The sequence below is a fragment of the Shewanella phaeophyticola genome, assembly GCF_025398315.1.
Classification (GTDB): domain Bacteria; phylum Pseudomonadota; class Gammaproteobacteria; order Enterobacterales; family Shewanellaceae; genus Shewanella; species Shewanella phaeophyticola.
Map to the genome: position 1 here is coordinate 1,308,490 of NZ_JAODOQ010000001.1, position 26,062 is coordinate 1,334,551.

The window sequence follows — 26,062 nt, forward strand, 5'->3', positions numbered from 1 at the left end:
ATGTAATCACCAAAATTCTCGTTTTTATCCCAAGAACAAACTTAGTTTATTGAATTGGTTTATTTTTGTTCGAAAGTCATCTTTACATAAAGAGACCCAATCGTTCTCGGTTATTAACATTCTCGGTTTCACCTAGCCAAAAGGATGATTGATTCATGAAGGGTAAACTGATAAGTTGCTAAAATTATTAATAATTAAAGCTGTATGGATGTTGGGTTTTGGTGAGCTTCTCAGGATGTTTATCGGAATTCTCGCTAAAACGCTGTTAAAAGTCATTTGAGGTAAATATGGAAATCAAACTCGAAGAAGAATATGAGAATCTAGCTACGGAATGGCAATATCAGATGATCCTGCTTCTTAAAGAAAAGCTGAAGAAGAATGGTGTCAGCGATGAATCTGCAAAAGAAATAATTGGCGAATTTACTTTTGATTTATCCATGCTTCATGATCAAGGGGAAATAAGGGTAGACGGTAAATCGTTTAACCCTAGAATCTGCTTTGACGATTTCGCAGGGAATTTGATAGGACCTGACGAAGAAACGAATCTCCATGAATACGCTTTCGGTAGTATTAGTGAAGCATTTGGCGAGTAAACAGATTTTAACAAGTAAAGGTATTGGACGCGAAAAAGCCGCGCCCATGCTTTAAGCGTTAAGTGTCTAAATGAATTACGACGAATATATTGAAGAGGCGAGGAAATATTCAAGTGACGAAATAGTTGCTCGTCTAGAGTCGCATCTCATTAATTGGAAGTCTGATAATACGAATGCGGTAGAGCTAGCTGATTCAATCGAAAGGTTCTTCGGCAACTTTTGGATAACCAGTGAAGAAACTCATAGACGCCTTTATAAGCTCTGGTTTAGTTTCAAAGCAGAGGCAATTTCTTGCATCGGTGGCATGACTATGAACGAGAGGCTCTATTGGTTTGGGCTATTCGAGCGTTATGAAAGCGCCTCCGAAGCAGAACAACAGGTAATTTATGCAAAACTGTGTGCAAACACTTAACTAGTCAAGGCAGCAACGCCACTTCGTGGCTGGACGCGCTAACGCGCGCCGCTGCTTGAGGCGTTACACGTACAGGGAATATCGAGGTACACATCATGATCAAAACAACACATATATCAATCCAATGTCCAGAATGTGGTCATACTGAATTTGAGCAACCAGATAATGTTCAAGATGATGACTTCGTAAAGTGTGATGGTTGCGGATTTCAGATTATGCTTGCAGACTTAAAAGAAGTCGGTGTTGAGCAAGCAAAAGAAACCGTGATACCTGAAGCAAAGAAAGAAATTGAAAAAATGCTTAAAAAAGCATTCAAAGGCCGCTTGAAATGAGCAAGTATGAAATTCTAAGCTTATTTATCTCGATTTTAGCTGTCGTTGTATCAGCTGTTTCTCTTGTCAGAACCAGAAAAATAGCCAAAGAACAGCTTGAACTGGAAAAAGTTACAGCGGAATTATCACGATTACAAATTGATTCTCTCAACGAAGAAAAGTCTAATAAGGAAAGGCCAAGCTTCAATGTCACACTGACCAAGCTAGGTAAATCATATAATTTCTATATCTCCAACACAGGTCAAGGTAGTGCATATAACGTAAACTTCGAGTTAATTGATTGCGAAGATAGCCCTCTTTGTAGTGACGTTACAGACAAGTTTCCACATCCTGAAATGAAGCCAAACTCACGAGTTAAACTAATTGCTGCAATACACATGGGTAGCTCTCTGAAATATCAAGTAAGGGTTTCTTGGCAAAATAAAGAAGGTGAGAACTTCAATGAAATCCATTGGGTCACCATTTAATGTACGTATCAAGGCATTTAAGAGTGATTCCCAACGCTTGGCATTTTGGCTTCGCTCAAGTATAGCCAAGCGTTACTCACTCCTTAATGCGGCGTTGAACTAAATAACATGGCAACTAATAACATGGCCACCCACTCCAGCTGGTTTTAGCTAATAGTTGTCGACGTAAAAAGCTAAGCCAAATTCGACAACAAATACCAACCAAAACCCTTAAAGACATTAAAATCACTGAGCAGTTAGGGCACTGGTGTTGTCCACAATGTGCCAATGGACGGCTAATGTTTATGGGGCTGGTGCCACTGCTCACCATGTTAGCGCGTGAGGTAAAATTGAGTTTGTCAGGTTAATCCCAATCTGTGTGGGAGTGTCAGCAAATAAAGCGGGCTTAGCTAATATTAAATTAGGTGAGGCGACACCCCATAACCTGATAGTGGAAAATCAGTAAATAAGGCAATAATTGAGAAATAGAAAGGATGAAAACCAACAAAACCTACCTTAAAAGGTGTAATCAGAACAGACAATTAGCCGAAAGGTTGTACAAAATACCACTACCGCAAAAAAGCAAATTCCTATAGCATAAACTATACCGATTAATATGGATGTGGCATCGGCCAAGTCCAACAAGCGATTTATGCCTTGCAAACTGCGCAACGCATAAATACTAAAACGTTAGCAATACAAGGAGAGTCTGTTGAAGTATTTGATATTTATTCTATTCCTATATTCTTTTTCACTATCTGCGAATATCTTTCAAGATATTTCGTGTGGGGAATATGATGCTTCAATCTATCCTAGCAAAACAGAATTTAAAGGAAGTGTAGAAAGCGAAATAACAGAAATTGGGATTAAAGAGTTTTTTGATGAGGTAGACAAATTTGATCCATCAGAACCCCAATGGATATTCACATTAGTTGATCGAGAAACAGGAAAATATAAAAAATCATTTCCTAGAAAGCCACCAAACAATGATAGTGGTGTTGTGATTGAGCACCAAATTATTCAGCCTCATCTTATTTATCGCGTGGGAGATAATATTCTTGCTGGTAGTAATAATGGTGAGTTTGGTGGTTCATTGGTTTTAATCGACAAAAATAATAAAGTTACACTCATTGAAGAAATGAATATCGAAGATATTTATGAAATGCCTTTTGGTTTAGTCATTACATCCGGCTTAGCACATATGTCGTGGAATTACGGTGATATTCATTTAGTAAATAAAAACTTTAAACTTGAAAAGTTGTATAGCTTAGTCGGTATGCCACAGTCCTCTTGGTTATTAGAAAATGGTGATTTACTTATTAATAGTTACCCTTCAGGCTCTCAGGTTTTAACTAAAAGTGGTTATATGAAGCGTGTGCAATGTATTGCTAACACATATGAGCCTTCCGCCAGTCAATAGGCGCGCCCTTTTGCTACGGGAAAGTATTTGACTGCTTTTGCAGTCAAATACCTTTAGTATCCAAGATGGTCAATCAACAAATTCATTTACTTCGTCTGTCATTTAGCTGTCAAATCATCGTGCTCTTAGCAATAAAAGAATGCTGCCTGACGCTTTTCAATCCGTTGAAATATCAGGGGCACTACGACTAAATGGATTTAGGTGGTAGAGCGACGCAGGATGCTAAAGCCGAGACATTTATCGGCTAACCCTAAACTTTTTTACTGCTGAGCCGATTTTATCTATACATAAATCGTATTGATTCAAGGTTAAAATACTATTTTTGTTATTGATTGGTTCGCCCTACAATTTGTTTATCTACTCAGGCACCGAAATGATAAACAAAATTAAGGCGGGATTATGTCAACAACCCACAATGAAACATTAAGTCAAGGGCGCTTGTTACTGATGTCGAGCGCGGTCTCGGCAACGGCGGCAAACCTTTATTATAATCAACCCATTTTACCCAATATTGGAGCAGAGCTTGGGTTAACCGGTGGACAATTAGGCGTGGTGCCTGCGGCTGGACAAATTGGTTATGCCGCTGCGTTATTGTTTTTATCTCCTTTAGGTGACACCCTGCCACGCAAACGGCTCATTGCCATTTTATCCGTATTGTTAGTGCTATCATCACTGGTTGCGTTTTCTTCATCGGGTTTTATTGCTTTGGTTATTGCCTGTTTTATCATTGGCTTAAGTGCCAATATAACCCAGCAGTTGATCCCATTTGCTGCGTCGTTAAGCACGCCCGAAAACAAAGGTCGGGTCATAGGTACATTGATGACAGGTCTGACGGTGGGCATTTTACTTTCTCGAACACTCAGTGGTTTTGTGGGTGAGCAGTTTGGCTGGCGGGCTGTATTTCTTATGTCAGCTTGTATTGCAACCTTGTTTGGTGTGTTGTTAACCGTTTTTTTACCAACCAATACACCGACAATTAAGATCCCTTATTTTAAGCTTGTTGCGAGCATGGCAACATTATTTAAACAGCATGCCACACTGCGAACTTCGGCTTTTACTGGCGCACTTTGGTTTGCGTCCTTCAATGCGCTCTGGGCAACGTTAGCCTTACACGTTAGCGAGTCTCCCTTTCATTATAATGCTCAGCAAGCAGGGCTGTTTGGGGTGATTGCTCTTGCAGGTGTTATTGGTGCCAAAGTATCTGGCTCGTTAGTTAGTCGATTTGGTTCTCGTAACATGATAAGTATGGCATTGGTGATCATTGCGATTGGTTTTGTTATTTCTGGTCTATTTGCCGACACATTATTGGGGTTAATTGCCGGTATTATACTTATCGACCTTGGGGTGTTCAGTGCTCAGGTGTCTAATCAGGTACGAGTATTTTCAATCGATCCACAGGCCTAAAGCCGCATAAACGGTATTTATATGCTTGGTTATTATCTTGGTGGGGCACTGGGGTCATTTGTGGGCATTCAAGCGTTTGATCTGGCAGGATGGTTTGGTGTTGTTTGTCTGAGTATCACCTTGGTTGCATTGAGTTTTATTGTTAACAGAGCCAATAAACAGTAATGTTAATAAAGTCGTATTTGTTTTTATCAATCACCAAGGAGCAAGATAATGAAATTGGGCTGTTTTTCAATTAGCTTAGCGGTAAAAGACTTGAAAAAATCGAAAGCATTTTACGAGAAATTAGGCTTCGAAGTCTTCGCCGGCGAAGAGTCCCATGGTTTTTTAATTATGAAGCATGGGGACACCAATATCGGTTTGTTTCAGGGGATGTTTGAAAAAAATATACTGACCTTTAATCCTGGCTGGGATCAAAATGCTAAAAGTGTAGACGCATTTGATGATGTACGTCAGTTACTTGAGCAGTTTGAATCTAAAGGTATCGAAATAGTTGAAAATTCAATAACTGGAGACAGAGGCGCATCGAGTTTTGCAATTATTGATCCTGATGGAAACCCGATACTCATCGATCAGCATGTTTAAAAACAAGTGTCGGGTGCACCTATTTGAACTCTCTGCCAAGCAATGACAAGATTTGTTACAGGTTCAAATAATGGCATGGTTTCATTTAAGTACAATAAGCTGTAAGTGAAAAATTTCAGGGATCAGTGCTCGGGAAAGTCAGTTGAATCCATGCACTGAAGTACCTCTTGAAGGTTAACCACCATAACGAGCCCATAGCTCATTGTGGTGGACAGCCCAACGGATCTTGTACCAACATGTTCTACAAAGTTGGGTTTTCAAGTGTAGTGCGTACACAATGGATACGCTCGCCTGTTTATACCGTAAAGCCTTTTTAACCAAAGAGTTAACAATATATAGCCATTGGTATTACACCTAAACGTGTTGTCGCAATCTATTCGTAAAACTCAAGTGGTATAAGGTTTTGGTAGACGTAATACCCTAGTGGTCCATTAATAAACTGAGCATTGACCATAAGATGCGTTGGGAATTTTTGATATGTGCTTTCGAGGTAAATGCCCGATAGCAAAAGTGAATATGCAACATCAATAATGCGATAAGCATAAAGACTAATGTAATATCCATATTGTTCATGTCATGTTCCTTTGCATTACAGCAATGACGTTAATTTAAGTGTAAGCTTAAATTTAAAAGTTGCAGGTAAATTATCGAAAATCCGCTTTCAATACTGCTATTCATTCTTACACCCATAATTTACTGTAAAACTAAACAGAATAATAGTTAGTAAACTACTAAATATTCATAATTTTTTCATTTTTACACAAAGGTATGACTTTTACATTTTGTTATTATGAATATTTGAGCTTCATCATGTTTCTCTCTGGTAACCACAAAGAATACTTTTGCATGACAGCTAAAAAGAGTGGGCTATTGATTAAGTTGTTCAACCACTGGCTCACATTTGGGTAGGGTAATGCGTTAAACCATTGAGGTTCAACATTGGCAAACTGGCGAATAAACGGAAAAATGGCAAAGTCCGCTAACGTTGGAGTATGAGTGCACAAGTATCTATATTCAGAAGGTTGTTTCTGTAGCTCTTGTTCCAATAGTTGAATAAACTGCTCAGCCTGTTGTCTGTACCATGTCTGGCTTTGCTCGGGAAATCTATCTGCATATTTATACTTGTCTAACCACGGTTTAAAGTCATGATCGTTTGCATTTATGAGCGCAGTAGTTTGGGAGCTCGACATCCAGTCAAGTAATGTTTGGTAGGCATTTGGACTTAACCAAGGGGAGGTTAGATCTGGATGTTGTGTTAGCGCAAACTGCATAATTTCAATGCTCTCAGCTATTACATTTCCATCTGCCGTGATTAAAACCGGTACAGTGCCTTTTGCTGATACAGCAAGCATCTCTTGCGGTTTATTTTTAAGTTCAATTTCACGCACGGTAGGGTTTAACTGGCTTAAATGCAAGCCGATGCGAGCACGCATGGCATAAGGACAACGACGAAATGTATACAAAATAGCTGAATTCATAAAGCAACTTCTATAAGTAACGAAAACATTGAGTAAGGAATGAATGAGGTCATACTGCGGCTGCATTGTGCAGACAGTTTAAGGCTAAATTGGTGACAGATCGAATTTATGAGTGTGTTTTAATTGTGATTTAGGTATACTTTCCGCCGTTTTTTTGACTTGGCGCATAGTGTGCTGTGTCTATATATGCACTGGAAATTAAGTTCCAGCCAGCGGAGTTGTAATTGTATGCAAGACATTAATGTAGACCAAACATCCTCAGTTCAAGTGGTTGTGTGTGCCCTTTATAAGTTTGTTGCCTTACCGAATTTTGAGTCTATCCGTCAGCCGTTATTGTCGGTAATGGAACAAAACGAAGTGAAAGGCACATTGTTACTTGCTCAAGAAGGTATTAACGGTACGGTTGCGAGTACACAACAAGGTATCGATAACTTACTCGCTTGGTTAGGCACGCAACCAGGGTTAGATCATATTGTGACTAAAGTGTCGTTTGACACTGAAATGCCATTTTATCGCACCAAGGTGAAGCTGAAAAAAGAAATCGTCACTATGGGCGTTGAAGGCGTTAACCCTCGCGAAGTGGTTGGCACTTATGTTAAGCCTAAAGATTGGAATGCGCTGATTTCAGATCCTGATGTCATTTTGGTTGATACCCGTAATGATTACGAAGTGAAAATTGGTACCTTTAAAAATGCCGTTAACCCAGTGACAGAAACCTTCCGTGAGTTTCCTGAATACGTAAAACAAAACTTAGATCCTGCCAAACATAAAAAAGTGGCGATGTTTTGTACTGGCGGTATTCGCTGCGAAAAATCGACCGCATATTTAAAAGAGCAGGGCTTTGATGAGGTGTATCACCTTGAAGGCGGTATTTTAAAGTACCTTGAAGAAGTTGACCAAGAGCAAAGCTTGTGGGAAGGCGAGTGTTTTGTGTTTGATAATCGCGTGGCGGTTAATCATAACCTAGAGAAAGGTCAATATGACCAATGTAACGCATGTCGTATGCCGATCACCGAAGCTGAAAAACAATCTGAGGCTTATCTACAAGGTGTGAGTTGTCCGCATTGTATTGATAAAATCCCTGAAGAGCAGCGCCAACGTTTTATTGAGCGTGAACGCCAGGTGCAATTAGCTAAGCAACGCGGTGAAGCGCACATAGGTAGTGACGTTAACCAAGTGATTGCCGCACGTCGCCAACAAAAAGAAGCGCAGCGTAAAGCACAAGAAGAAATGAAAAAGTAAGCAGACTATCTATTAACTGCTGATGTTAGCAGCCCAGTAAAACTGGGCTGCTAACAGATTAAAAACGTAAACATATCCCTAGTAACGCCAGTTTTTTCTGCTCTTGAGCTAAATCTCGGCAAAGCAAATCATTTTGTAAACGTTGACCTTGTATTAACGATAATGTCACGGTTTGTTCATCTACTGTTATGCTAACCGGTTCGATACTGTTGCTTATCCGCCCCAGGTTCATGACCATTGCCAGTCTAAAAATAACTAATAATCGAATTAATATTATCTGTTCGTCGTCATCCAGTTCGTTAATGCCCTCGACATCAATGCGTTTACGTTGATTGGCTACGAGCAAGGCGAGTAGGTGCTGTTGTAATTGACTAAACCCTGGCAAGTCACTATTTTGAATAATGTAGCCGCCGTGTCGTTGATGAGCACGTGAATTGATTTGAATCCCGATTTCATGCAGCTTGGCGGCATCGTGAAGCAGCCATTGGTACTCACTAATGTGCCATTGCGAGGCCACTTGCGAAAATAAATGGTCGATAGTTGCTGTTACATTTGCAGCTTGATCAGGGTCGATATGATAAAGCTGCGCCAGGCTACTTACTGTACGTTGTTTGACGCCCTCAAGCTGCTCAATTTGAGGCACAGCTCATATAACACTCCCTCACGTAATGCACCTTGTGCTACTTGCATTTCATTGATAGATAAGCGTTTAAAAAAACTGATTAAAATACTGAGTCCAGGAGCCAGTAGGGGAATTCGTTTTGGGTCGAGGTTGTCTAGCTTAATGTTGTCGATGTGGCCAACACCAACAAGATAGTGCTTTAAGGATTTTAAATTTTCTAAGGTTAAACTTTGCTGGAGATCGGTTATGCATTGCAAGGCTTCTGAGATGGCTTTAACGGTACCTGAGCTACCTAATACCAGTGGCCACGACGATTTAAAATAAGCGTTGCTGAGTTGAGAAAATTGTTTGTCAGCGGCACTTTGCGCAGCTTTGAAGTTATCTTTAGTCAGTGCCCCATCATAAAAAAAACGCTGCTGATAACTAACACAACCACATTTTAAACTGGCTAAATGTGAGGTTGAGGTAGCTTTACCTACGATGACTTCGGTTGAGCCACCTCCAATATCAATCACCAGGTTTTGCTCGGTTAAGGTTTGGCTGTGCATGATGCCATTGTAGATTAGGCGTGCTTCTTCGTGGCCAGAAACGATTTCTATTGGATAAGGAATGATTTTCAACGCGGCTTTAATAAATTGATGACAATTAGTTGCTACGCGCAAAGTATGTGTGGCAACCAATCGTACGCGAGTTTGTTCTAAATCTGAAAACCGTTGATTAAACTCGGTTAAGCATGCCAAGCCACGCTCAATAGCATCATTGTCTAATGAGCTGTTAGCTCGTAATCCTTTGGCTAGTTGCACTTGACGTTTTTCTTTATGCAGTATTTGAATGCTGCCATGTTGCTCACGAGCAATAACTAAATGAAAGCTATTTGACCCCATGTCAATGGCGACAAAATGTAATGAGTGTTCAGTAGATGACACGTGATATTAAGCCTTTTTTTGTTGTGGTTGCTCAAGCCTATCTGTTGCGATTTCTGCTGTTTTATCAGCACTTGCATCGATTATTCGTTGAGCCTGCTTGGATTCATATTGGGATAAATAATGATGAATAGCAATCTGGCTGCGTACTTTTCGTTTATTACCTCTGGATTTGTAATGGTTTTGTTGTAAAGGGTCAATAATGCGCGACTTAGTATTGTCATTGAATTGGAGCTGTAAAATATCAGTGATCACTTTTTTCAGCTCACTATCATAAATTGGCGTACAGACCTCAATACGTTCATCTAAATTTCGTGACATCCAATCAGATGAGCCAATATAGATTTTGTCGGCGCCGTTAGCGTAAAATTGCATTACCCGAGAATGCTCTAAAAAACGGTCAATAATACTGAGCACTTCAATGTTATCGCTCATGCCTTTTACTTGCGGTAATAAGCTGCACATGCCGCGGATCAGCAATTTAATCTTTACGCCCGCTTGTGATGCTTCGTAGAGCTTGTTAACCATAATATCATCAACAAGATTGTTAATTTTAAGGGTTATGGCTGCAGGCTTTTTTTGCTTGGCGGCAATGATTTCATCATCGATAAGCGCTAACCAACGTTGACGAGAATTAAAGGGCGAAACAATAAGGTGTTCAAAGTTGTCTTTATGGTAAGGGCGCTTTAATAGTTCAAATACTTGTTTAACTTCTTGGGTGATGTTTTGGTCGGCAGTAAACAATGAAAAGTCGGTATAAAAGCGTGCGGTACCTTCATTAAAATTCCCTGAGCCGATATGCGCATACAATACTGTTTCATTGCTTTCTTTGCGGCTAATGAGGCATAGCTTAGAGTGGACTTTTAAACTAGGAATACCATGATGCACTTTTACGCCCGCCTCGGTTAAGCGTACGGTCCAGTCGATATTTGATTGCTCGTCAAAGCGTGCCAGCAGTTCAATAACGGCGGTGACTCGTTTACCGTTTTTAACTGCATCGATTAACGATTGCATAATGTGACTATTTTTAGCCACGCGGTATAAATTGATTTTTATCGCTGTAACCGCTGGGTCGTATGCCGCTTGACGGACTAACTCGGTAAAATGAGAAAACTTATGGTATGGATAATTTAATAAAATATCGTGCTGATGGATGGCTTCAAAGTTGTTGACGCAAGCGTTAAATTTCACACTACTTAATGCGGGTATTTTATCGTTTAACAGCTTTTTACGCCCAAGATTCGGGAAATTTATAAAGTCTTTAAAGCTATGATAACGCCCACCCGGAATAAGACATTCTGTTGAGCTAATGTTTAACTGTTTTTTCAATGTGTTGAGCATGTGCTTTGGCATTTCACGGTCAAACACCAGCCTAACAGGCTGTGCTCGTAAACGCTTTTTAAGGCCGTTAGACATTTGTTCTAGCTGGGTTTTGTCTAGCTCAACATCAATATCAAACTCAGCATCTCGAGTCATTTTCATTGAAAAGACTTCTATGTGATCATATTCAAAAAATGGTTTAAACAACTGGTCGATACAATGCCTAATAATATTGTCTAATAATATCAGATGTTTAATCTTTGTTTTGCGTTGTGATGGTAGTTCAATAAAGCGGGGTATATTAGCTGTTGGTACTTCGACAAAGGCGTATTGCTTATTCTCCCCCTGATGTAAACAAACACATAAATAAGTGGCATCGTCATTGATGTTTTTAATTAACTCACTGTGTTTTGTTAGCACAAAAGGGGCAATGTGGCGCATTAAGTTGTCATTAAAGTATTTACGTAACCAGTGACTATGAAACTCATGCAGTTGTAACTCATTGACTAAAAATATATTACAACGAACGAGTTCTTTCATCAGTTCAAGGTAAATGGCATCAAATCGTTCTTGTAAATCAATGACTTTTTGTTGAATTTGTCTCAGTAAAACACGGCTTGTACATGGTGCATCAGATAAACTCGACAGTAAGGTTGCTCTTCGGACTGAGGCAACTCGGACTTTAAAAAACTCATCCATATTGCTCGAAAAAATGCCTAAAAACCGGACTCGTTCAATTAATGGTACGTGTTTGTCATAGGCTTCTTGTAGCACTCGTTCATTAAAAGATAACCATGATAATTCTTTATCGATAAATAGCGCATTATTAACAGATGACATTGCTTGTCCTATCAACGAAATAGGCTGTTACAGATCCGAGACAACCTAGTTTATGCTTTATCTCGTTAGAGATAATTTAAGTTGCCGAACATATTATGTGATTGTTGTGACAGATTTATTTATTCGGCTTGAGCAAAACAGTGATAAAAGCCGTATAAATGGTTTAGCAAGCGCCACAAGTGTGTTATTTTGAGCGCTTTTTTCGATTAGACGACTGAAGGTAAGCCAATGTTTGTTGGATTTGATTATGGCAGTGCCAACTGTGCAATAGGGGTAATGATTGACGATGCGGTAACCTTACTGCCTTTATCGACGCACTCGGATTTTATGCCTTCAACCTTATATGCCATGGATCGAGAGTTAATTGTTGAAGCGGTATACCAAGGATTACCTGAAAGCTTAAAAGCGGAATATTCTCATATTCGCAGTTCACAATTAATGCGCGCTAAGCAAATGCGCCATGAATTAGATTTATTACCCAATGAGCAAGCCGTATTTGTCGGTCAAGCCGCCATTGATGCATACCTAGAAATGCCCGAAGAAGGGTTTTATGTTCGTTCGCCAAAATCATTTTTAGGCGCCAACGGCCTGCGTCCAGATCAGATAGGCTTGTTTGAAGACATCGTCACTTTAATGATGCAACACGTGAAAACGTTGGCGGATAAAGCACTTCAACAAAAATCATTGCCTGCATCGACTCATGCTGTAATAGGCCGACCGGTTAACTTTCAAGGCATAGGCGGTGAAGACAGTAACCAACAAGCAGAAACCATCTTGCGCCTTGCCGCATCACGCGCAGGCTTTACTGAAGTGACATTCTTGTTTGAACCGCTTGCGGCAGGAATGGATTTTGAGTCAACCTTAGACAGCGATAATACCGTATTAGTTGTTGATGTGGGCGGTGGTACAACGGATTGTTCTGTGGTGACCATGGGGCCTTCGCACAGTAACAATACCGATCGCACTCAAGATTGTTTAGGCCATTCTGGCCAACGTATTGGCGGTAATGATTTAGATATCGCCTTGGCCATGACAGGCTTAATGCCGAGTTTTGGCGCAGATAGCTTAATGACTAACGGTAAACCTATGCCCAGAGCACCTTTTTGGAATGCCGTGTCGGTGAACGACATTAGTGCCCAGCGCGATTTTGTTAGTTTAGCATCGCGTAAATTGGTTGAGTCAATGATAAAAGAGGCGGAACAGCCACAACTACTCAAACGCTTACAAACGGTGCAAAAAAATCAAATGAGTTACCAAGTGGTACGCCAGGCTGAAACGGCTAAAATCAGTTTGTCTGACGTTGAGACCACTCAGTGCTTACTTGATTTTATTGAAAAAGACTTATTTGTCACTCTCACGGCCGCTCAGTTTGAACAAGCTATTAGTGATCCACTCGCCAAAGTTGAAGCGTTAATGAAACAAGCGATGAAAACGGCAATTACAATTGCTCAACAACAAGATTGCGCAATGCCAAGCAGCCCTGATATTGTTTATGTTACGGGTGGTACAGCGCGTAGCCCAGCGATATATCAAAAAATTGCCAGTGTTTATCCTGCTGCAAAAGTGGTGGTTGGCGATCACTTTGGTTCGGTCACGGCTGGGTTAACCCGTTGTGCCCAACATGCTTTTAACTAAAAAAGAGTCAATACTATGCTGAGTCAATTAAGCTTTAAGTTTGCAATGGATGCGTCTAAAACGGCATCACTGTTATTAGCCACATTGCTAGGCAGTGTAGTACTGAGCGGCTGTAGCGATGATGTGGGTAAAGTCAGCTTAGGGTTGTTTACCACTAAAGATGTCATTATTGATGCTAAACACGATCCTAAAATCCCCGGAGTGACTTGTCATATTAGCCGTATTGAGGCTAATTTGGACTTAGCCGACCCATCGGATATGAGCATCAGTTGCCGTCAAACCGGCCCAATAAGCCATGCTGAATTAGCCGATATTGATAAGTCGAAAAATGGTGAAGTGGTGTTTAAAGAGTCTTTGAGTATTTTATTTAAAAGCTTAAAAGTGCGTCGTATTTTTGATGCTGAAAATCAAACCTTATTGTATTTATCGTATTCTACCAAAGAAACCAACGGCAGCCATAAACATGCGTTATCAACGGTGCCTTTATACGGTACAGGTGCGTGGCAAAAGCCATTAACCACAAAATAAACGCATAATAAAAAAGGCAATCAAAATAGATTGCCTTTTTTAATGATGAGCTAGCGAGTTATACCCGTGCCGCACGTTTTAATATCAATATCCACAATACGGGCAGTACGGTGATATAGAAAAACATCACAGTAGCGCCGATATCGCCCGACAACAAAGTGCTAAAAATAAACCTGACAATGCCCATCGGGTCCCACGGCATGTAATGCAGATTACCGTGTAATAACATGGTCGCTAAAATAACCACTGTTATTGCTAACCATTGTTTGCTTGGCTCATAGCTTTTAATCACAAATGCCGGAATAAACGTCACTAAACCTATCCCGACAAAGTGTTGAGCTAAATGGGTAATGGTAGGATAGCCACTTAAGTTAAACCACCAAAATACATTACCCGCAGCAGACTGTCCTATCGCTGCGATGCTTAACGCAAAATAAGTCACCCCAATACATAAGCTGAGTATGATTAATCTGATAAAGTTCATTTGTGTCCTTTTAAATGATTGTTAAAAAGCTTACTTGTTTAACACGGCATTGTAGCGTTCAAAAGCCGCGTCAAGATCGGCAATTAAATCATCGGTATCTTCTAAACCGATGTGCAATCTAATCAGTGGTTTACTGCTATCCCATTGGGTGGCAGTGCGAATATTATTAATACCAAATACGCCTAAGATCAAGCTTTCAAAGCCGCCCCATGAAAAACCCATTTTAAAGTGTGCCATGTTTTCAACAAATGCGGTAACAGATGCTAAGTCACCTTGCTTTAATACAAATGAAAACAGGCCGTTGCCACTGCTAAAGTCACGCTTAAAGTACTCATGGCCGGGGCAGGTTTCAAATGCAGGATGACGCACATGGTCGACTTCTGGGCGACTTGCTAACCAGTTAGCCACTTTGAGGGCATTTTTATTATGTTGCGCCATACGCACACCTAAAGTGCGTAAACCTCGGGCTGCAAGATAGACATCGTCTGGTGAGGTGGTTTGCCCCATTAAATAACTATTTTCGCGCAGTTGCTCCCAACATTTTTCATTGGCGGTTGCTGTGCCCATCATCACATCAGAATGGCCGACAATGTACTTGGTCGCGGCTTGGATCGATATATCGACTCCCATATCAAATGGACGCGAGTTAATCGGTGATGCCCAGGTATTATCGAGCATGACAATCATGTCGTGCTCGTGTGCGATGCGGCTTAATGTCGGTACATCTTGCACTTCCATGGTGATGGAACCAGGAGATTCTAAAAACAGCACCTTGGTATTGGGGCGAATAAGTTCTCGAATGCCTGCACCTATCATTGGATCATAATAGGTGGTTTCGATACCAAATCCGGCGAGCATTTTATTGCATAAATCGCGTGTGGGTTCATAAGCCGTGTCGACCATGAGCAAATGATCGCCACTTTTTAAAAACGATAATAATGCACTGCTAATCGCACCTGCTCCTGATGGGTATAATGCTGTGCCCACGCCACCTTCCAATTCACTAATGGCTTGTTGAAATGAAAAGTGGGTTGGGGTGCCACGGCGGCCATAAAACATCTCACCATTGGTTTTGTTTTTAATCGCAAAACGCATCTCATCCATGGTGTCGAACACCACTGTTGAGGCTCTAAATACTGGCGGGTTAATAATGCCTTTGGTGAACTTTTTCTCGCGGCCAACGCTGACGATTTGAGTCGCTAATTTGTCGTTTTTGCTCATGTTAATTTTTCCAGTTAAGGGCAGTGTTCATACTATTAATATAAGCGCTTACTAACACAATATAAGCGCTTACTAACACTATGACGAAATGCGCTGCAATAAATGATGTAATTCTTGTGCCATCCTAGCACCAAGTGGTTTAAATAAAAGCGCCTAATTGACAAGCTTGACTATTTTTCATCGATTAACGGTAGGCTCAAGCAGATCTCAACGCCGCTCATGTTGTTTTCGGTGATGTTACTGGCTTTAATGCTGCCGTGATGAAAGTCTGTGACTAATCGAGCAATGTATAACCCTAGGCCTAAATGGGGTTTGCCATTAACACCCTGTGGGCGAATAGATACCATTGACTCAAAAATTTGGCTGTTCATGTCTTTTGGCAATAATGGCTTCAATATTACTGACTTTAAGTATTGCTTGCTTGTTAAACTGTATCAGGCTGACGGTAACAGCTGTGCCTTTATCACTAAACTCGATAGCATTATTAATCAGCTTATCCATTAATTGGGCGATGTATTCCGGTACGCCTTGGCATTGCATGGCTTTGTCTTCTATATGCACATTAAAGGCCTGTTCGGGGAAGGTAATTTGATAACCTTGCATGCAGCCACTAATCACTTTTTTAAGCGAAAAACGACAACTTTCTGCTTGGGTTAAACTCGCTTCTAATCGTGTAGCTTCGCTTAAATTATTTAAGATTAAGTGCAGGCGATTCACCCCTTCTTGGGCGCGATTAACGTATTTTTGCGATGGCTCGTCAAGTTGTTGTAAACCTAAATGTTCAAGCGAGCTGCGTACCACTGCGACAGGCGTGCGTAACTCGTGCGACAAACGCGACGACATGTTTTCAAGGTAATGAGTGTATTGGCCTAAGCGACTGACAATATTTGAAAAACTACGTGATAAGTCACCAATCTCATCACGATTTTTAGACGCCTCAATTTGTTGGCGCACACGCCCCTGGCTGTCGATGGCTAGCTCTGCTTGATCGCGTAAACGGCGTATACGGCTCGAGATGCTCGAGGCAAAGATAAACAGCGCCAGTGTGCCCATACTCATAATGGTTAAAATTACGTTGAACAGCTTTTCAAGCGCGCGGTTTCGTAAACTGCGAATACCATGAGTGGTTTCTTCGGCAATAACAACGCCCATGACTTTATCGTCAATCCAAATGGGGCTGGCTGCGGCTAATACTACTGCTTTATTGTCGGGGGTTAAGCGCCAAGTGGAACCTTGTTTGCCGCGTAAGGCTTTTTCAATGTGGCTACCGGTCAGCTCGGTTGAGTCTTGCAATGAATCGATAAAGTCTTGCGGTGGGCGGGTGAGTATTTTGTAGTACAAGGGCAATATGTAGTTTTGCTTAACGCCTTGCCAAAATGAACTTGGCTGACTTACGTCTAAATCATCTGCCCAGGTGTTGGATGAAGTACGAATATCGCCCGATTTTGCTAATACACGACCATGATTATCGACTACCCAAATACGTGAACTGTTGTGGCTCATGCCTTTAATAATGCTTTCTATTTCAGGCGAGGGCACTAATACCGTGCCTAAACTGGCAACGGAATCGGTGGCAGAAGTGCCTATCACGTTAACCAGTTGACGGTTATTGACATCATTGACGTTATGAATGGCAAAGCCCAATTTACTGCCCACCATGGTCAGCGGCAGTCTAAATTCAATATTGTAACCCTGATCTGTTTTGAGCCATTGCCCCTGAATCCGCGATTCTGGCTCTACTGGCGTGGATTGCGTGGGATCGGTAGGCAGTTCAAATGCACTTAACCAACCACTTTTGGTATTGGCAATAATGTAACGCCTGAATTGACCATCAGGGGATTGAGTGGCCATCACCAAATGATCGTTTCTGTCTACGCGCAAACTTTTACGGCTACGAAACACCAATTGTGGGTCTTTAACCTTGAAATAACCATACAAGTAACCGCCATACTTACCCACCATATGCGTAAAACTGATATTGATTGGGTCTGACTCATTACGTTGATAAATCAGATGGTTATCTGCATAGCTTAACGTGCGATGTTGGTATAAATGCCAATCAGTTAACTTGCCGTCTAATTGAATAGAGCCTGCAATGGGATAGGCGTATAAGTCGCGGCCTTTTTCAACCTGCTTTAAAAAACTGGCCTGATTATCAAACAGTTTTGGCCGTTCGTGTAATGCGGTGGCTAATGCTTGGGTGGTGCCCTCAAGGGTTTTTTCTTGACCATGACGCAGGTATTTTTCCATTTCCCACACGTATTCGTACCCAAGCCAAGGCAGGCAGAGTAAAAATAATGACAAGATAACGACTTTGGCTCGCAGCCCTAAAGGTAAATACATAAATTAAATATTGTCCCAGCGATAACCCATGCCATAAACCGTGTCGATACAATCAAATTCATTATCGATGGCAATAAACTTTTTACGAATACGTTTTACGTGGGAGGTAATGGTACTGTCGTCGACGTAGATTTTGGCTTCTTGCATTAAATCTTGGCGGCTGCGCACATGTCCCGGGTGCTTGGCCATGGCATGGATCATCCAAAACTCGGTAACGGTGAGTTCAATCGGCTGGGTTTTCCAATACACCTGAATGCGGTTGCCATCGATGGTTAAATGGCCGCGTTCGAGTAGGTTGTCTTCAATGGGGCTTGAACCAATCAGCTCTGAACGACGAAACAATGCGGCAATCCGCGCAAGTAAATGCGGAAAACTCACATCTTTGGTTAAGTAATCATCGGCGCCTAAACGCAAGCCACACACAGTGTCGAAGTCACTGTCACGTGCGGTTAAAAAGATAATCGGTAAACTGCTCGACATGGCCCGAAGTGCTTGGCACAGGGTAAATCCACCATCAATTTCATGCTCTAAACCAATATCAATAATGGCTAAATCGGGCAGGCGTGCATTAAAGGCTAACATCGCAGCAGGGCGATTGGGATAAGCCTGGACACTGTAACCTTGTTGTTGCAATACATCTTTGTAGTTTTCGCGGATAGCCGCTTCGTCTTCAACAATGGCAATTCGTTTCATGGCGTGACTTCAATTAATAGGGATATAAATGGATACCATGCTGACTATACAGGATTTTATCCACCAAAAAAGCCGCCACCGCCAATTGCCATATTGTTGCCACATTTGATCGCAACATTGCCATTTTTGCTCCCCAATAAAGCCATTTATATTTTGTTTAATAACGGCATAAAGTTATTTGGTTGCACGTTAACTCAATGACTTTCACTTCACACATTATTGTTAAAAAGGGACTCATTATGAAAAAGCAACTTATCGCCGCCACTGTTATCAGCGCAATGTTATTACCACACACTGCTTGGGCTAATGCCGTTGAGCCACAAAATGAACGTGAACATACTGAAGAATTAGTCGGTTTAAGTTCGGGCATTTTACTTGGTGCTGTTGTCGCTGGCTCGGTAGGCGCCATCATTGGAGCGTTCACTGGCACCATTATTGGTAAAACAGTGGCTGATGAAGCTGAAATTGCCGATAAAAACCAACAACTCGTAAAACAAGAACATGAATTGGTTGAAACGCAGCAGCAACTCATTGCAATGGATCTGCAACAACAAGAGTTAGTGCAGGTGTCTGAGAAGTATTATGAATTACAAACTAACCTCGCAGAGTTACACGCTAACCAGCAGCAAACCCTCAATGAACTCACTATTGGTATGAACGTGCAATTTAAAACAGGCTCAAGCCAAATAGAGCCTTTATTTAAGCAGCAGTTAGACAATGTGGCGTACATGATGACCTTATCGCCAGAATTAACCATTGATTTAACGGGCTATGCTGACCGCCGTGGTGATGACCAATATAACCAGGCGTTATCTGAGCAGCGATTGGCTGAGGTTAGCCAGTATTTAGTCAATCAGGGTATTGATAAACAACGCTTACATGGCCAAGCCTACGGTGCGACATTGCCATTACATACAGAGCAAAATCATGAAAATGACTTTTTCGACCGCCGTGTGACATTGACCTTAATGTCAGCAGATGCCGAACTCGCAGCAAACTAATTTCTCGTTACTTCTTTTATGATTTGTTAAACAGTTACCCTGTTACGCTAGATGGCAGCATCAACGTAACAGGGTAAGGAGCTGCTATGTTTTGGTTATTTCGGTTTTCGTTTTTACCCGTACGTTTGAACCATCAAAATGGGGTTGTGGGTGTGTTGTTCTTGTTGATGCTGTCGGCTTCAGTGCAAGCGTCACCATCAACTATGACAAACGATGATATTACTCAAGGGACTTTGGTGTATTTTGCTAAAGACCAAGTGATACAAGCCTTTGCGATGGATACGAAAGTGAGTATGGATGTGTCAGGCTTACTTAACCGGGTCACCGTTAAGCAAGTGTTTATTAATGACTCAGACCAGTGGCTCAATGGTCGTTATGTGTTTCCGTTACCTGAAAATGCTGCAGTGGATAGCATGCAACTGCGTATTGGAGACAAGATTATTGCAGGGCAAATTCAACCTAAAAAGCAAGCAATTAAAACCTTTGAAACAGCCAAAAAGCAAGGTAAGCAAGCCAGCTTATTACAACAACAGCGCCGCAATATCTTTACCTCTGAAGTGGCCAACTTAGGCACACATGATCAGCTCGTGGTGGAGTTAAGTTACCAACAAACGGTTGAGTTTAATGATGGCCTGTTTAGTCTGCGCTTTCCCATGGCTATTACGCCGCGTTATCACCCTGAGCAAAGCAGCGACAAAGACAAGCAGGCTTTGGCGATTGCTTATATCGATCCAACGATTATTCCCAATCAACTGAGTGAAATCAGCAGTGCTCAGGGGATTAATGTCAGCATGAAAGTGAATATCGATGCGGGCTTTGCCCTTAATTCACTTGACAGTTTATACCACCCCATTAAGCAAAGTGTGAACGGCCAGCGCTACACAGTTAGCTTTAACGGTAAACAAATAGCCGACCGCGACTTTGTATTGCAATGGCAGGCAGATGTAGGCGCATTGCCGCAAGCGGCGACTTTTTATCAAACAGGTAAAACCCATAGTGCTGCGGATAATTCAACTGACAATATAAATTCGCCAATGATTGATCAAAGTGTGTATTCATTGGTGATGTTAATGCCGCCCAGTGTTGAAGTGAGCGAGCAGCATTTAATTGGCCGTGAATTAATTCTAGTGATTGATACCTCAGGCTCTATGTCTGAGTACAATCGATTGTGCAAGCCAAGCAGGCATTACAATTTGCCATTGCTGGGCTGCGTGATATCGATACCTTTAATATTATTGAGTTTAACCAACAAATAAGCATGTTATCGCCCGTGCCATTAACTGCCACTAGCCGTAATCTGGGCGTAGCGAACCGTTTTATAGCTTCACTTGAGGCGAATGGCGGCACTGAAATGGCGCCAGCGATTACCGCTGCATTGGTTGATACTCTTCAGGCCAATGCGGTTAATGTACGTGGTGAATCTATGTTACGCCAGGTGATTTTTATGACCGATGGCGCTGTAGGCAATGAGCAACAATTGTATCAGTTAATTAGCGATCAGCTCGGTGATAGCCGTTTATTTACTGTTGGCATTGGTTCGGCGCCCAATTCAGACTTTATGCGCCGTGCAGCCACTATGGTACGTGGCACTTTTACCAACATTGGCAAACAATCTGAGGTAAAAGATAAGGTTGAGCAACTGCTGACTAAAATAGAGCAACCGGTACTGACCAATATTGGCTTGTATTATCTTGATGGCAGTGTGCCTGATTACTGGCCATCAACCATTAGCGATTTATATCAAAACGAGCCATTGTGGGTCAGTATTAAATCTCCAAGCCAGTTACTTCAGCCCATTATTGTATCTGGCAATATTAATGGCCAATACTGGCAGCAACAACTTGATTTTACCGATAACCAACCCGCTAGAGGCATTGATTTGTTGTGGGCGAATGCGCAAATTACTGCACTTGAATTATATAAAAATGCCGCCAGTGGTCCAAGAGTCAATAAGCAGGTTGAGGCCTTAGGCATGCAGTATCACCTGGTTACCAGCCAAACCAGTTTAGTGGCGGTCGATGTGACGCCCGTAAACCCAATGAGTGATAAAACCATTGATGCCAATGTGCAATCGCATTTACCTCATGGCTTGCAGGTGGGTAATCAGGCACAAATTTTACCACAAACAGCCACCTCAAGCCGCTTATGGTTATTGATTGGATTTAGCTTACTTGGCTTGGGCATTTTGCACTATTTGTGGTTACGTCAACGTTTACCTGGGCAGGTATTGGTGCTTAAAGCCGATGCCTAAGGAGTTAAGAGATGAAGCCATCTGTATATACCACAACCCATTTATGGATTATGGCGCTGATAATATTGTTGGTGCCTTGGGCTCATTGTTCAAGGAGGATATATGCAAGCTAAAGCCCATTTTGCCCAGTTTTTAATTGAGCGAGCGTTTGAACAAACGCTGGTGGACAATCAGCCTCATAAGCCTTGGTCATGGGCTGACACGCATCCGGTAGCCAAAATGCGTTTGCTGCAAACCCATGCGCAAGGCACACAAGCATTAGGCTCAGATTTATATGTGCTGGCAGGGGCATCGGGTCGTAATCTTGCTTTTGGCTATAGTTTAATGCTCGGCGGCGCTGGCGTAGGTGAGCAGGGCAATACGATTATTGCTGGTCACCGCGACAGCCATTTTATGCGTTTACAGTATGTTAATGTCGGCGATATGATTGAGCTTTACAGTGCCACGGGAAAGTTACAGGTATACCAAATTACCGCCACGCAAGTGGTACACGAAACCGCCACCGAGGTGCTTAATCAAACCGAAAACAGCCAACTAACCTTAATTACCTGCTATCCATTTGATCAGCTTAGCGGTAATGCCGAATACCGCTATATTGTTGAGGCCAAACCTATGGTGTAGCCTTTGCTGCTAAAAGAAACAGCCCAAACTAGGTAAGTTTGGGCTGTGTTATTTAATGGGTTATTTATCCCAATAGGGCGGGCTGCCGTAATAATTGGAAAAGTAATCAATAAAAGCCCTGACTTTAGGAGCTAACAAGCGCGAGCTTGGGTAAACCGCCCAAATGGCTGCGTCATCGATTAAAGGAAACTCTTCAAGCACTTGTACCATTTCACCACGTTTTAAATGCTCATAAGCTATCCAAGTGGCGCATTTTGCAATGCCCATACCATTGGCACAAGCATCGCGAACAGCTTCTCCATGGTCGATACGAATTGAGCCTTTTATTTTCATGCTCAATGGTAGCATCTGGCGTGCTAAATATCCAGTTTTCAAGTCCTGCTTGATTAATACATTGATGATGATGTAAATCTTGCGGTGTTTCGGGTTTACCATATTGGGCGACATAATCAGCAGAGGCGCACATAATGCGTTTATCTACGGCCAACTTTTTAGCAATTAAACTCGAGTCTTGTAATTGTGCGTTACGAATGGCGACATCAAACCCGCCTTCAACTAAATCGACAATCGAATCGGTTAAGCGAATGTCGATATACAGAGCGGGGTATTGGGCAACAAATGCTTTAAAGGCTGGCATCAAATGCATACGGCCAAATGATGCCGGCGCCGTGATCCTTAATGTCCCCTGAGGCTGGGCATCGCCACTACCGACCGCCGCACGGGCGACCACTACACTTTGAATGATTTCTTCTGCATGGGGTAAAAAAGCCATGCCTTCTTCGGTTAATGAGACTTTACGTGTGGTTCGGTGAATTAAGCGCACCCCTAGGCTTTCTTCTAAACGGTTGATATGCATGCTGGCAACCGGAGGCGATAAGCCCAACTCTTGTCCTGCTTGGCTGATGTTGTGGGTTGACGCGACTCGGACAAACAGCTTTAGGTGTTCAAAATTCATCTTTTTAGCCTGTATTAAGTTAACGTCATAGTGTGTTTAAGTGCTTGCAACACAAGGTTGCACATGTTCTAGGGTGCTTTTTAGGTGATCTTTAAGCTTAAACCATGCAAAGGTGCCTGCCAATACATTCGCGATTGTGGCAGCGATGACAGTATTTAACATATCACCCGTTGCGGTGCCAATGGCAATGGCAGGAATATACAAGATAAACAGCCTGGTAAACGACACCATTAATGCTGTTTTTGGCGTACCTAATGCGTTAAATGCCGATACCACCACCATGCATAATCCTAGTGGCTCATAACTGATGGGCATAATCCATAGCGCTGCAGTTAACCACACACTTAATGACGGATCTTGGGTGATAAATGACAACATTAAATCAGCGCTCAGTGCTAATAGCACTGCGAGAACGGCGGTAAAACCAAGTAATAGTTTTGCCGTGGTGGTTAATAAATTGTCTATGGCATGGTATTGGCGCGTCCCGACATAATGGCCAACCATAGGTGGAATAGACATGGTGAGGGCTAAAGTGAATACCAGTAAAAAACTCTCAATACGCGCCAATAAACTCCAAAATGCAATGGCATCTGTACCCAGCTTAGCAATAAGCATCATGGCTAAAAATGCGCTAGCAGCCGGTAAAAATTGATTGGTAATGGTTGCAGAGGTGACATTGACCAGTTCGATACCATATTTAAAGGTACCGATATGACGCTGTAATCCAATAAACCATTGTTTTGGTGTAACATCAAACAGTACATAGATGGTGGCAATACCATAACCTAGGCTAGAGGCAATGGCTGCGCCTTTGATGCCCAAATCAAAATAGAATATTAATAGAGGGTCTAATATTAGGTTAATCATACTGGCTGTGACAAACATCGCTCCAGTGGTTTTGGTGTCGCCATGGGCACGGTAAACACTGGTGAGCAAGTACAGCACGGCCACGCTCAAGGCGCTAAATAACCAATATGGCCAGTAATTGATAAATAAACTGACTAATAAAAAATAGTGTGGGCTATCGGTATCTGAGCTGACAAACACATGCAATACAAACGTGTCGAGCTGCCATAACAGTAAGCAAACCAATGCCATAAATACAATTCCACCGTTGACTGATAACGTGGCAATAGCACGGGCTTTGTAATGTTTTTTGGCTTTAATCGCTTGAGATATAATTGCCGTTGCGCCAACGCCAATACCCACCTGAATGCCAATTAACAGCGTTTGAAACGGTAATGTCATACCATGTGCAGCAAGCTCATTTACGCCTAATAAGCCGATAAACACCGAATCAACTAATTGCACTGACATGATGGCAAATAAACCAATGCATAAAGGCAATGTTTTACTGATAAGGGTACGAAGTGTTGAGGATACAGCGAACATATACTTTCCGTACGATATGAGGGCGATGGTAATGATTAAGCCAAGATGAAACGCGGCTTAATATCGGATCAATTTGGGTAGTGTGACAACATCATGGTGAAAGGTTAGGGCTCACATAACCAATGTGAACCCTAAAGTGGTTTAGTTAATATCAATCACCACTTTACCAATGGCTTTACCGCTAGCTAAATGCTGATGTGCAGCAGTCACTTGTTCTAGGCTAAAGCGTTGTTCATCAACAACAGGTACTAATGCGCCAGCTTCAACAATGTTAGCCAGTTCAGCTAGAATATTGCCATGAACTTCACGACCTATGTTGTGCATCATTGGGATTAACATAAAGACCACATGCAATGACAACCCTTTCATGTGTACCATTGATAAATCTAATTCAATGAACGATAAGGTTGTGGCTATTTGTCCGTTTAATTTAGCGGCTTCAATCGAGTTGGTGAGGTTTGCACCGCCAACCGTATCTAAAATAACATCAAAGCCAGCACCGTCAGTGTGTTTAGCAACGTAATCGGCAACTGTTTCTGTCTTAAAGTTAATGGCTTTAGCGCCTAACTTTTCAATGAGCTCAGCTTGAGTGCCTTCAGCGCCAGTCGCAAAAACGTTGGCACCAAAATGTTTTGCAAGTTGTACTGCAACGTGACCCACACCACCGGCGCCACCATGGATAAGTACACTTTTACCTTCTGCAATACCTGCACGCGTTAAGCCTTCGTATGCGGTAATCCCCACCAAAGGCAATGCAGCCGCTTCACGCATAGAAAGGTTTTTAGGTTTACGAGCAATAAGCTTAGCGTCAGCCAACATGTATTGAGCAAGAGTACCTGGTAAGTCACCTAAACCGCCTGCGCAACCATAAATTTCATCGCCAACGTTAAATTCAGTGACGCCTTCACCGACGGCTTCAATGGTACCGGCAAAGTCCATTCCTAATACTGCAGGGGCTTTAGGTGAGAAAGGCAATGCTTCGCCCATTTCACGGATCATCATGTCAATGGTATTAACACTGGTTGCTGCTAAGCGGACTAATACATTACCCGCGCTTACTGTTGGCTTAAGAATGTCTGCTGACTCGAAAACATCAGCTGCACCAAATTCGCGAATTATCATAGCTTTCATTGTGTAAAACCTCGTTGTGTTTGTGTGAAGCTAGTATAGAGGCTTGAGGGGTAATGATAATGGCCAATAAACAACAATGTGTTTTAAGTTTTTATTAATAATCAGTGTCAAGGTGAATAAAAAACATCCAGAAGGCACGATAATTATTAATAAAAAATTAACCGAGAAGCATAAGAGACTGCTAATTATT

General features: G+C 41.9%; 23 protein-coding genes and 3 pseudogenes. 15 read left to right on the plus strand and 11 right to left on the minus strand.

All coding sequences use genetic code 11. The annotated features are described in order from the left end of the window. Window positions 1-287: 287 nt before the first annotated feature. The 8 genes and pseudogenes from N4T56_RS06155 (at window position 288) to N4T56_RS06185 (ending at window position 5,192) form a co-directional block, all read left to right on the plus strand. Complete coding sequence (locus tag N4T56_RS06155) at window positions 288-593, plus strand: hypothetical protein (RefSeq protein WP_261732591.1); 306 nt, start codon at window positions 288-290, stop codon at window positions 591-593. Between the two features lie 70 nt (window positions 594-663). Then, window positions 664-1,005: a hypothetical protein gene (locus N4T56_RS06160; protein WP_261732592.1), complete on the plus strand. Its 342-nt coding sequence runs from the start codon at window positions 664-666 to the stop codon at window positions 1,003-1,005. 95 nt (window positions 1,006-1,100) lie between these two features. After that, the gene (locus tag N4T56_RS06165; protein ID WP_182683224.1) at window positions 1,101-1,337 is read left to right on the plus strand and encodes an ECs_2282 family putative zinc-binding protein; all 237 of its coding nucleotides are present in this window, start codon (window positions 1,101-1,103) and stop codon (window positions 1,335-1,337) included. After that, window positions 1,334-1,804 carry a hypothetical protein gene (locus N4T56_RS06170; protein ID WP_261732593.1) on the plus strand — a complete coding sequence of 157 codons (471 nt, stop codon included), beginning with the start codon at window positions 1,334-1,336 and terminating at the stop codon, window positions 1,802-1,804. Before N4T56_RS06165 ends, N4T56_RS06170 begins: the two co-directional genes overlap by 4 nt. Before the next feature lie 146 nt (window positions 1,805-1,950). Then, a pseudogene (locus N4T56_RS22925) lies at window positions 1,951-2,151 on the plus strand (IS91 family transposase); the annotation flags it as partial. Window positions 2,152-2,495: 344 nt separating this feature from the next. Continuing rightward, window positions 2,496-3,203: a hypothetical protein gene (locus tag N4T56_RS06175; protein WP_261732594.1), complete on the plus strand. Its 708-nt coding sequence runs from the start codon at window positions 2,496-2,498 to the stop codon at window positions 3,201-3,203. A gap of 399 nt (window positions 3,204-3,602) precedes the next feature. After that, complete coding sequence (locus N4T56_RS06180; protein ID WP_261732595.1) at window positions 3,603-4,607, plus strand: MFS transporter; 1,005 nt, start codon at window positions 3,603-3,605, stop codon at window positions 4,605-4,607. Window positions 4,608-4,820: 213 nt separating this feature from the next. Beyond that, window positions 4,821-5,192, plus strand: a complete 372-nt coding sequence (locus tag N4T56_RS06185) for a VOC family protein (RefSeq protein ID WP_261732596.1) — start codon at window positions 4,821-4,823, stop codon at window positions 5,190-5,192. Window positions 5,193-5,980: 788 nt separating this feature from the next. Here the strand turns inward: N4T56_RS06185 and N4T56_RS06190 are convergent. After that, the gene (locus N4T56_RS06190; RefSeq protein ID WP_261732597.1) at window positions 5,981-6,670 is read right to left on the minus strand and encodes a glutathione S-transferase; all 690 of its coding nucleotides are present in this window, start codon (window positions 6,668-6,670) and stop codon (window positions 5,981-5,983) included. 228 nt (window positions 6,671-6,898) lie between these two features. On the opposite strand from N4T56_RS06190, the gene trhO reads away from it, so the two are divergent. Beyond that, window positions 6,899-7,912 carry an oxygen-dependent tRNA uridine(34) hydroxylase TrhO gene (trhO, locus tag N4T56_RS06195; RefSeq protein ID WP_261732598.1) on the plus strand — a complete coding sequence of 338 codons (1,014 nt, stop codon included), beginning with the start codon at window positions 6,899-6,901 and terminating at the stop codon, window positions 7,910-7,912. Window positions 7,913-7,970: 58 nt separating this feature from the next. Here the strand turns inward: trhO and N4T56_RS06200 are convergent, their stop codons facing one another. Genes N4T56_RS06200 through ppk1 form a run of 3 tightly spaced genes read right to left on the minus strand, consistent with a single transcriptional unit; the run spans window position 7,971 to window position 11,617 of the window. Next, window positions 7,971-8,555 (minus strand): hypothetical protein, encoded by a 585-nt coding sequence (locus N4T56_RS06200; protein WP_261732599.1) that lies wholly within the window; start codon window positions 8,553-8,555, stop codon window positions 7,971-7,973. Beyond that, window positions 8,510-9,460, minus strand: a complete 951-nt coding sequence (locus N4T56_RS06205; RefSeq protein WP_261732600.1) for a Ppx/GppA family phosphatase — start codon at window positions 9,458-9,460, stop codon at window positions 8,510-8,512. The genes N4T56_RS06200 and N4T56_RS06205 overlap by 46 nt, the downstream gene beginning before the upstream one ends. 6 nt (window positions 9,461-9,466) lie before the next feature. Continuing rightward, window positions 9,467-11,617, minus strand: a complete 2,151-nt coding sequence (gene ppk1 / locus N4T56_RS06210) for a polyphosphate kinase 1 (protein ID WP_261732601.1) — start codon at window positions 11,615-11,617, stop codon at window positions 9,467-9,469. Window positions 11,618-11,845: 228 nt separating this feature from the next. Between ppk1 and yegD the strand changes: the two genes are divergently transcribed. Together yegD and N4T56_RS06220 are read left to right on the plus strand one after the other, a co-directional pair. Continuing rightward, window positions 11,846-13,252: a molecular chaperone gene (yegD, locus tag N4T56_RS06215; RefSeq protein ID WP_261732602.1), complete on the plus strand. Its 1,407-nt coding sequence runs from the start codon at window positions 11,846-11,848 to the stop codon at window positions 13,250-13,252. Between the two features lie 45 nt (window positions 13,253-13,297). Next, the gene (locus N4T56_RS06220; RefSeq protein WP_261734758.1) at window positions 13,298-13,780 is read left to right on the plus strand and encodes a CreA family protein; all 483 of its coding nucleotides are present in this window, start codon (window positions 13,298-13,300) and stop codon (window positions 13,778-13,780) included. A gap of 58 nt (window positions 13,781-13,838) precedes the next feature. Here the strand turns inward: N4T56_RS06220 and N4T56_RS06225 are convergent, their stop codons facing one another. The 4 genes and pseudogenes from N4T56_RS06225 to pdsR all read right to left on the minus strand — a co-directional run bounded on the left by N4T56_RS06225 (window position 13,839) and on the right by pdsR (window position 18,521). Next, window positions 13,839-14,264, minus strand: a complete 426-nt coding sequence (locus N4T56_RS06225) for a hypothetical protein (RefSeq protein WP_261732603.1) — start codon at window positions 14,262-14,264, stop codon at window positions 13,839-13,841. A 30-nt stretch (window positions 14,265-14,294) separates the two neighbouring features. Beyond that, complete coding sequence (locus N4T56_RS06230) at window positions 14,295-15,485, minus strand: cystathionine beta-lyase (protein WP_261732604.1); 1,191 nt, start codon at window positions 15,483-15,485, stop codon at window positions 14,295-14,297. A 170-nt stretch (window positions 15,486-15,655) separates the two neighbouring features. Next, a pseudogene (gene pdsS / locus N4T56_RS06235) lies at window positions 15,656-17,828 on the minus strand (proteobacterial dedicated sortase system histidine kinase). A gap of 3 nt (window positions 17,829-17,831) precedes the next feature. Beyond that, window positions 17,832-18,521: a proteobacterial dedicated sortase system response regulator gene (gene pdsR / locus N4T56_RS06240; RefSeq protein WP_261732605.1), complete on the minus strand. Its 690-nt coding sequence runs from the start codon at window positions 18,519-18,521 to the stop codon at window positions 17,832-17,834. Window positions 18,522-18,760: 239 nt separating this feature from the next. Between pdsR and pdsO the strand changes: the two genes are divergently transcribed. The 4 genes from pdsO (at window position 18,761) to N4T56_RS06260 (ending at window position 22,394) form a co-directional block, all read left to right on the plus strand. After that, window positions 18,761-19,522 carry a sortase-associated OmpA-like protein PdsO gene (gene pdsO, locus N4T56_RS06245; protein WP_261732606.1) on the plus strand — a complete coding sequence of 254 codons (762 nt, stop codon included), beginning with the start codon at window positions 18,761-18,763 and terminating at the stop codon, window positions 19,520-19,522. An 86-nt stretch (window positions 19,523-19,608) separates the two neighbouring features. After that, the gene (locus N4T56_RS06250) at window positions 19,609-20,778 is read left to right on the plus strand and encodes a VIT domain-containing protein (RefSeq protein ID WP_261732607.1); all 1,170 of its coding nucleotides are present in this window, start codon (window positions 19,609-19,611) and stop codon (window positions 20,776-20,778) included. Continuing rightward, on the plus strand, window positions 20,691-21,773 hold the full coding sequence (locus N4T56_RS06255; RefSeq protein WP_261732608.1) for a hypothetical protein: 1,083 nt from the start codon (window positions 20,691-20,693) through the stop codon (window positions 21,771-21,773). The genes N4T56_RS06250 and N4T56_RS06255 overlap by 88 nt, the downstream gene beginning before the upstream one ends. A 102-nt stretch (window positions 21,774-21,875) precedes the next feature. Further along, window positions 21,876-22,394, plus strand: a complete 519-nt coding sequence (locus N4T56_RS06260) for a class GN sortase (RefSeq protein WP_261732609.1) — start codon at window positions 21,876-21,878, stop codon at window positions 22,392-22,394. A gap of 60 nt (window positions 22,395-22,454) precedes the next feature. Here the strand turns inward: N4T56_RS06260 and N4T56_RS06265 are convergent. From N4T56_RS06265 to N4T56_RS06275, 3 genes and pseudogenes are all read right to left on the minus strand, one after another. After that, window positions 22,455-23,349, minus strand: a pseudogene (locus tag N4T56_RS06265) (LysR family transcriptional regulator). Window positions 23,350-23,385: 36 nt separating this feature from the next. Next, window positions 23,386-24,741: an MATE family efflux transporter gene (locus N4T56_RS06270; RefSeq protein WP_261732610.1), complete on the minus strand. Its 1,356-nt coding sequence runs from the start codon at window positions 24,739-24,741 to the stop codon at window positions 23,386-23,388. Between the two features lie 141 nt (window positions 24,742-24,882). Beyond that, complete coding sequence (locus N4T56_RS06275) at window positions 24,883-25,872, minus strand: zinc-dependent alcohol dehydrogenase family protein (RefSeq protein ID WP_261732611.1); 990 nt, start codon at window positions 25,870-25,872, stop codon at window positions 24,883-24,885. Between the last annotated feature and the right edge of the window lie 190 nt (window positions 25,873-26,062).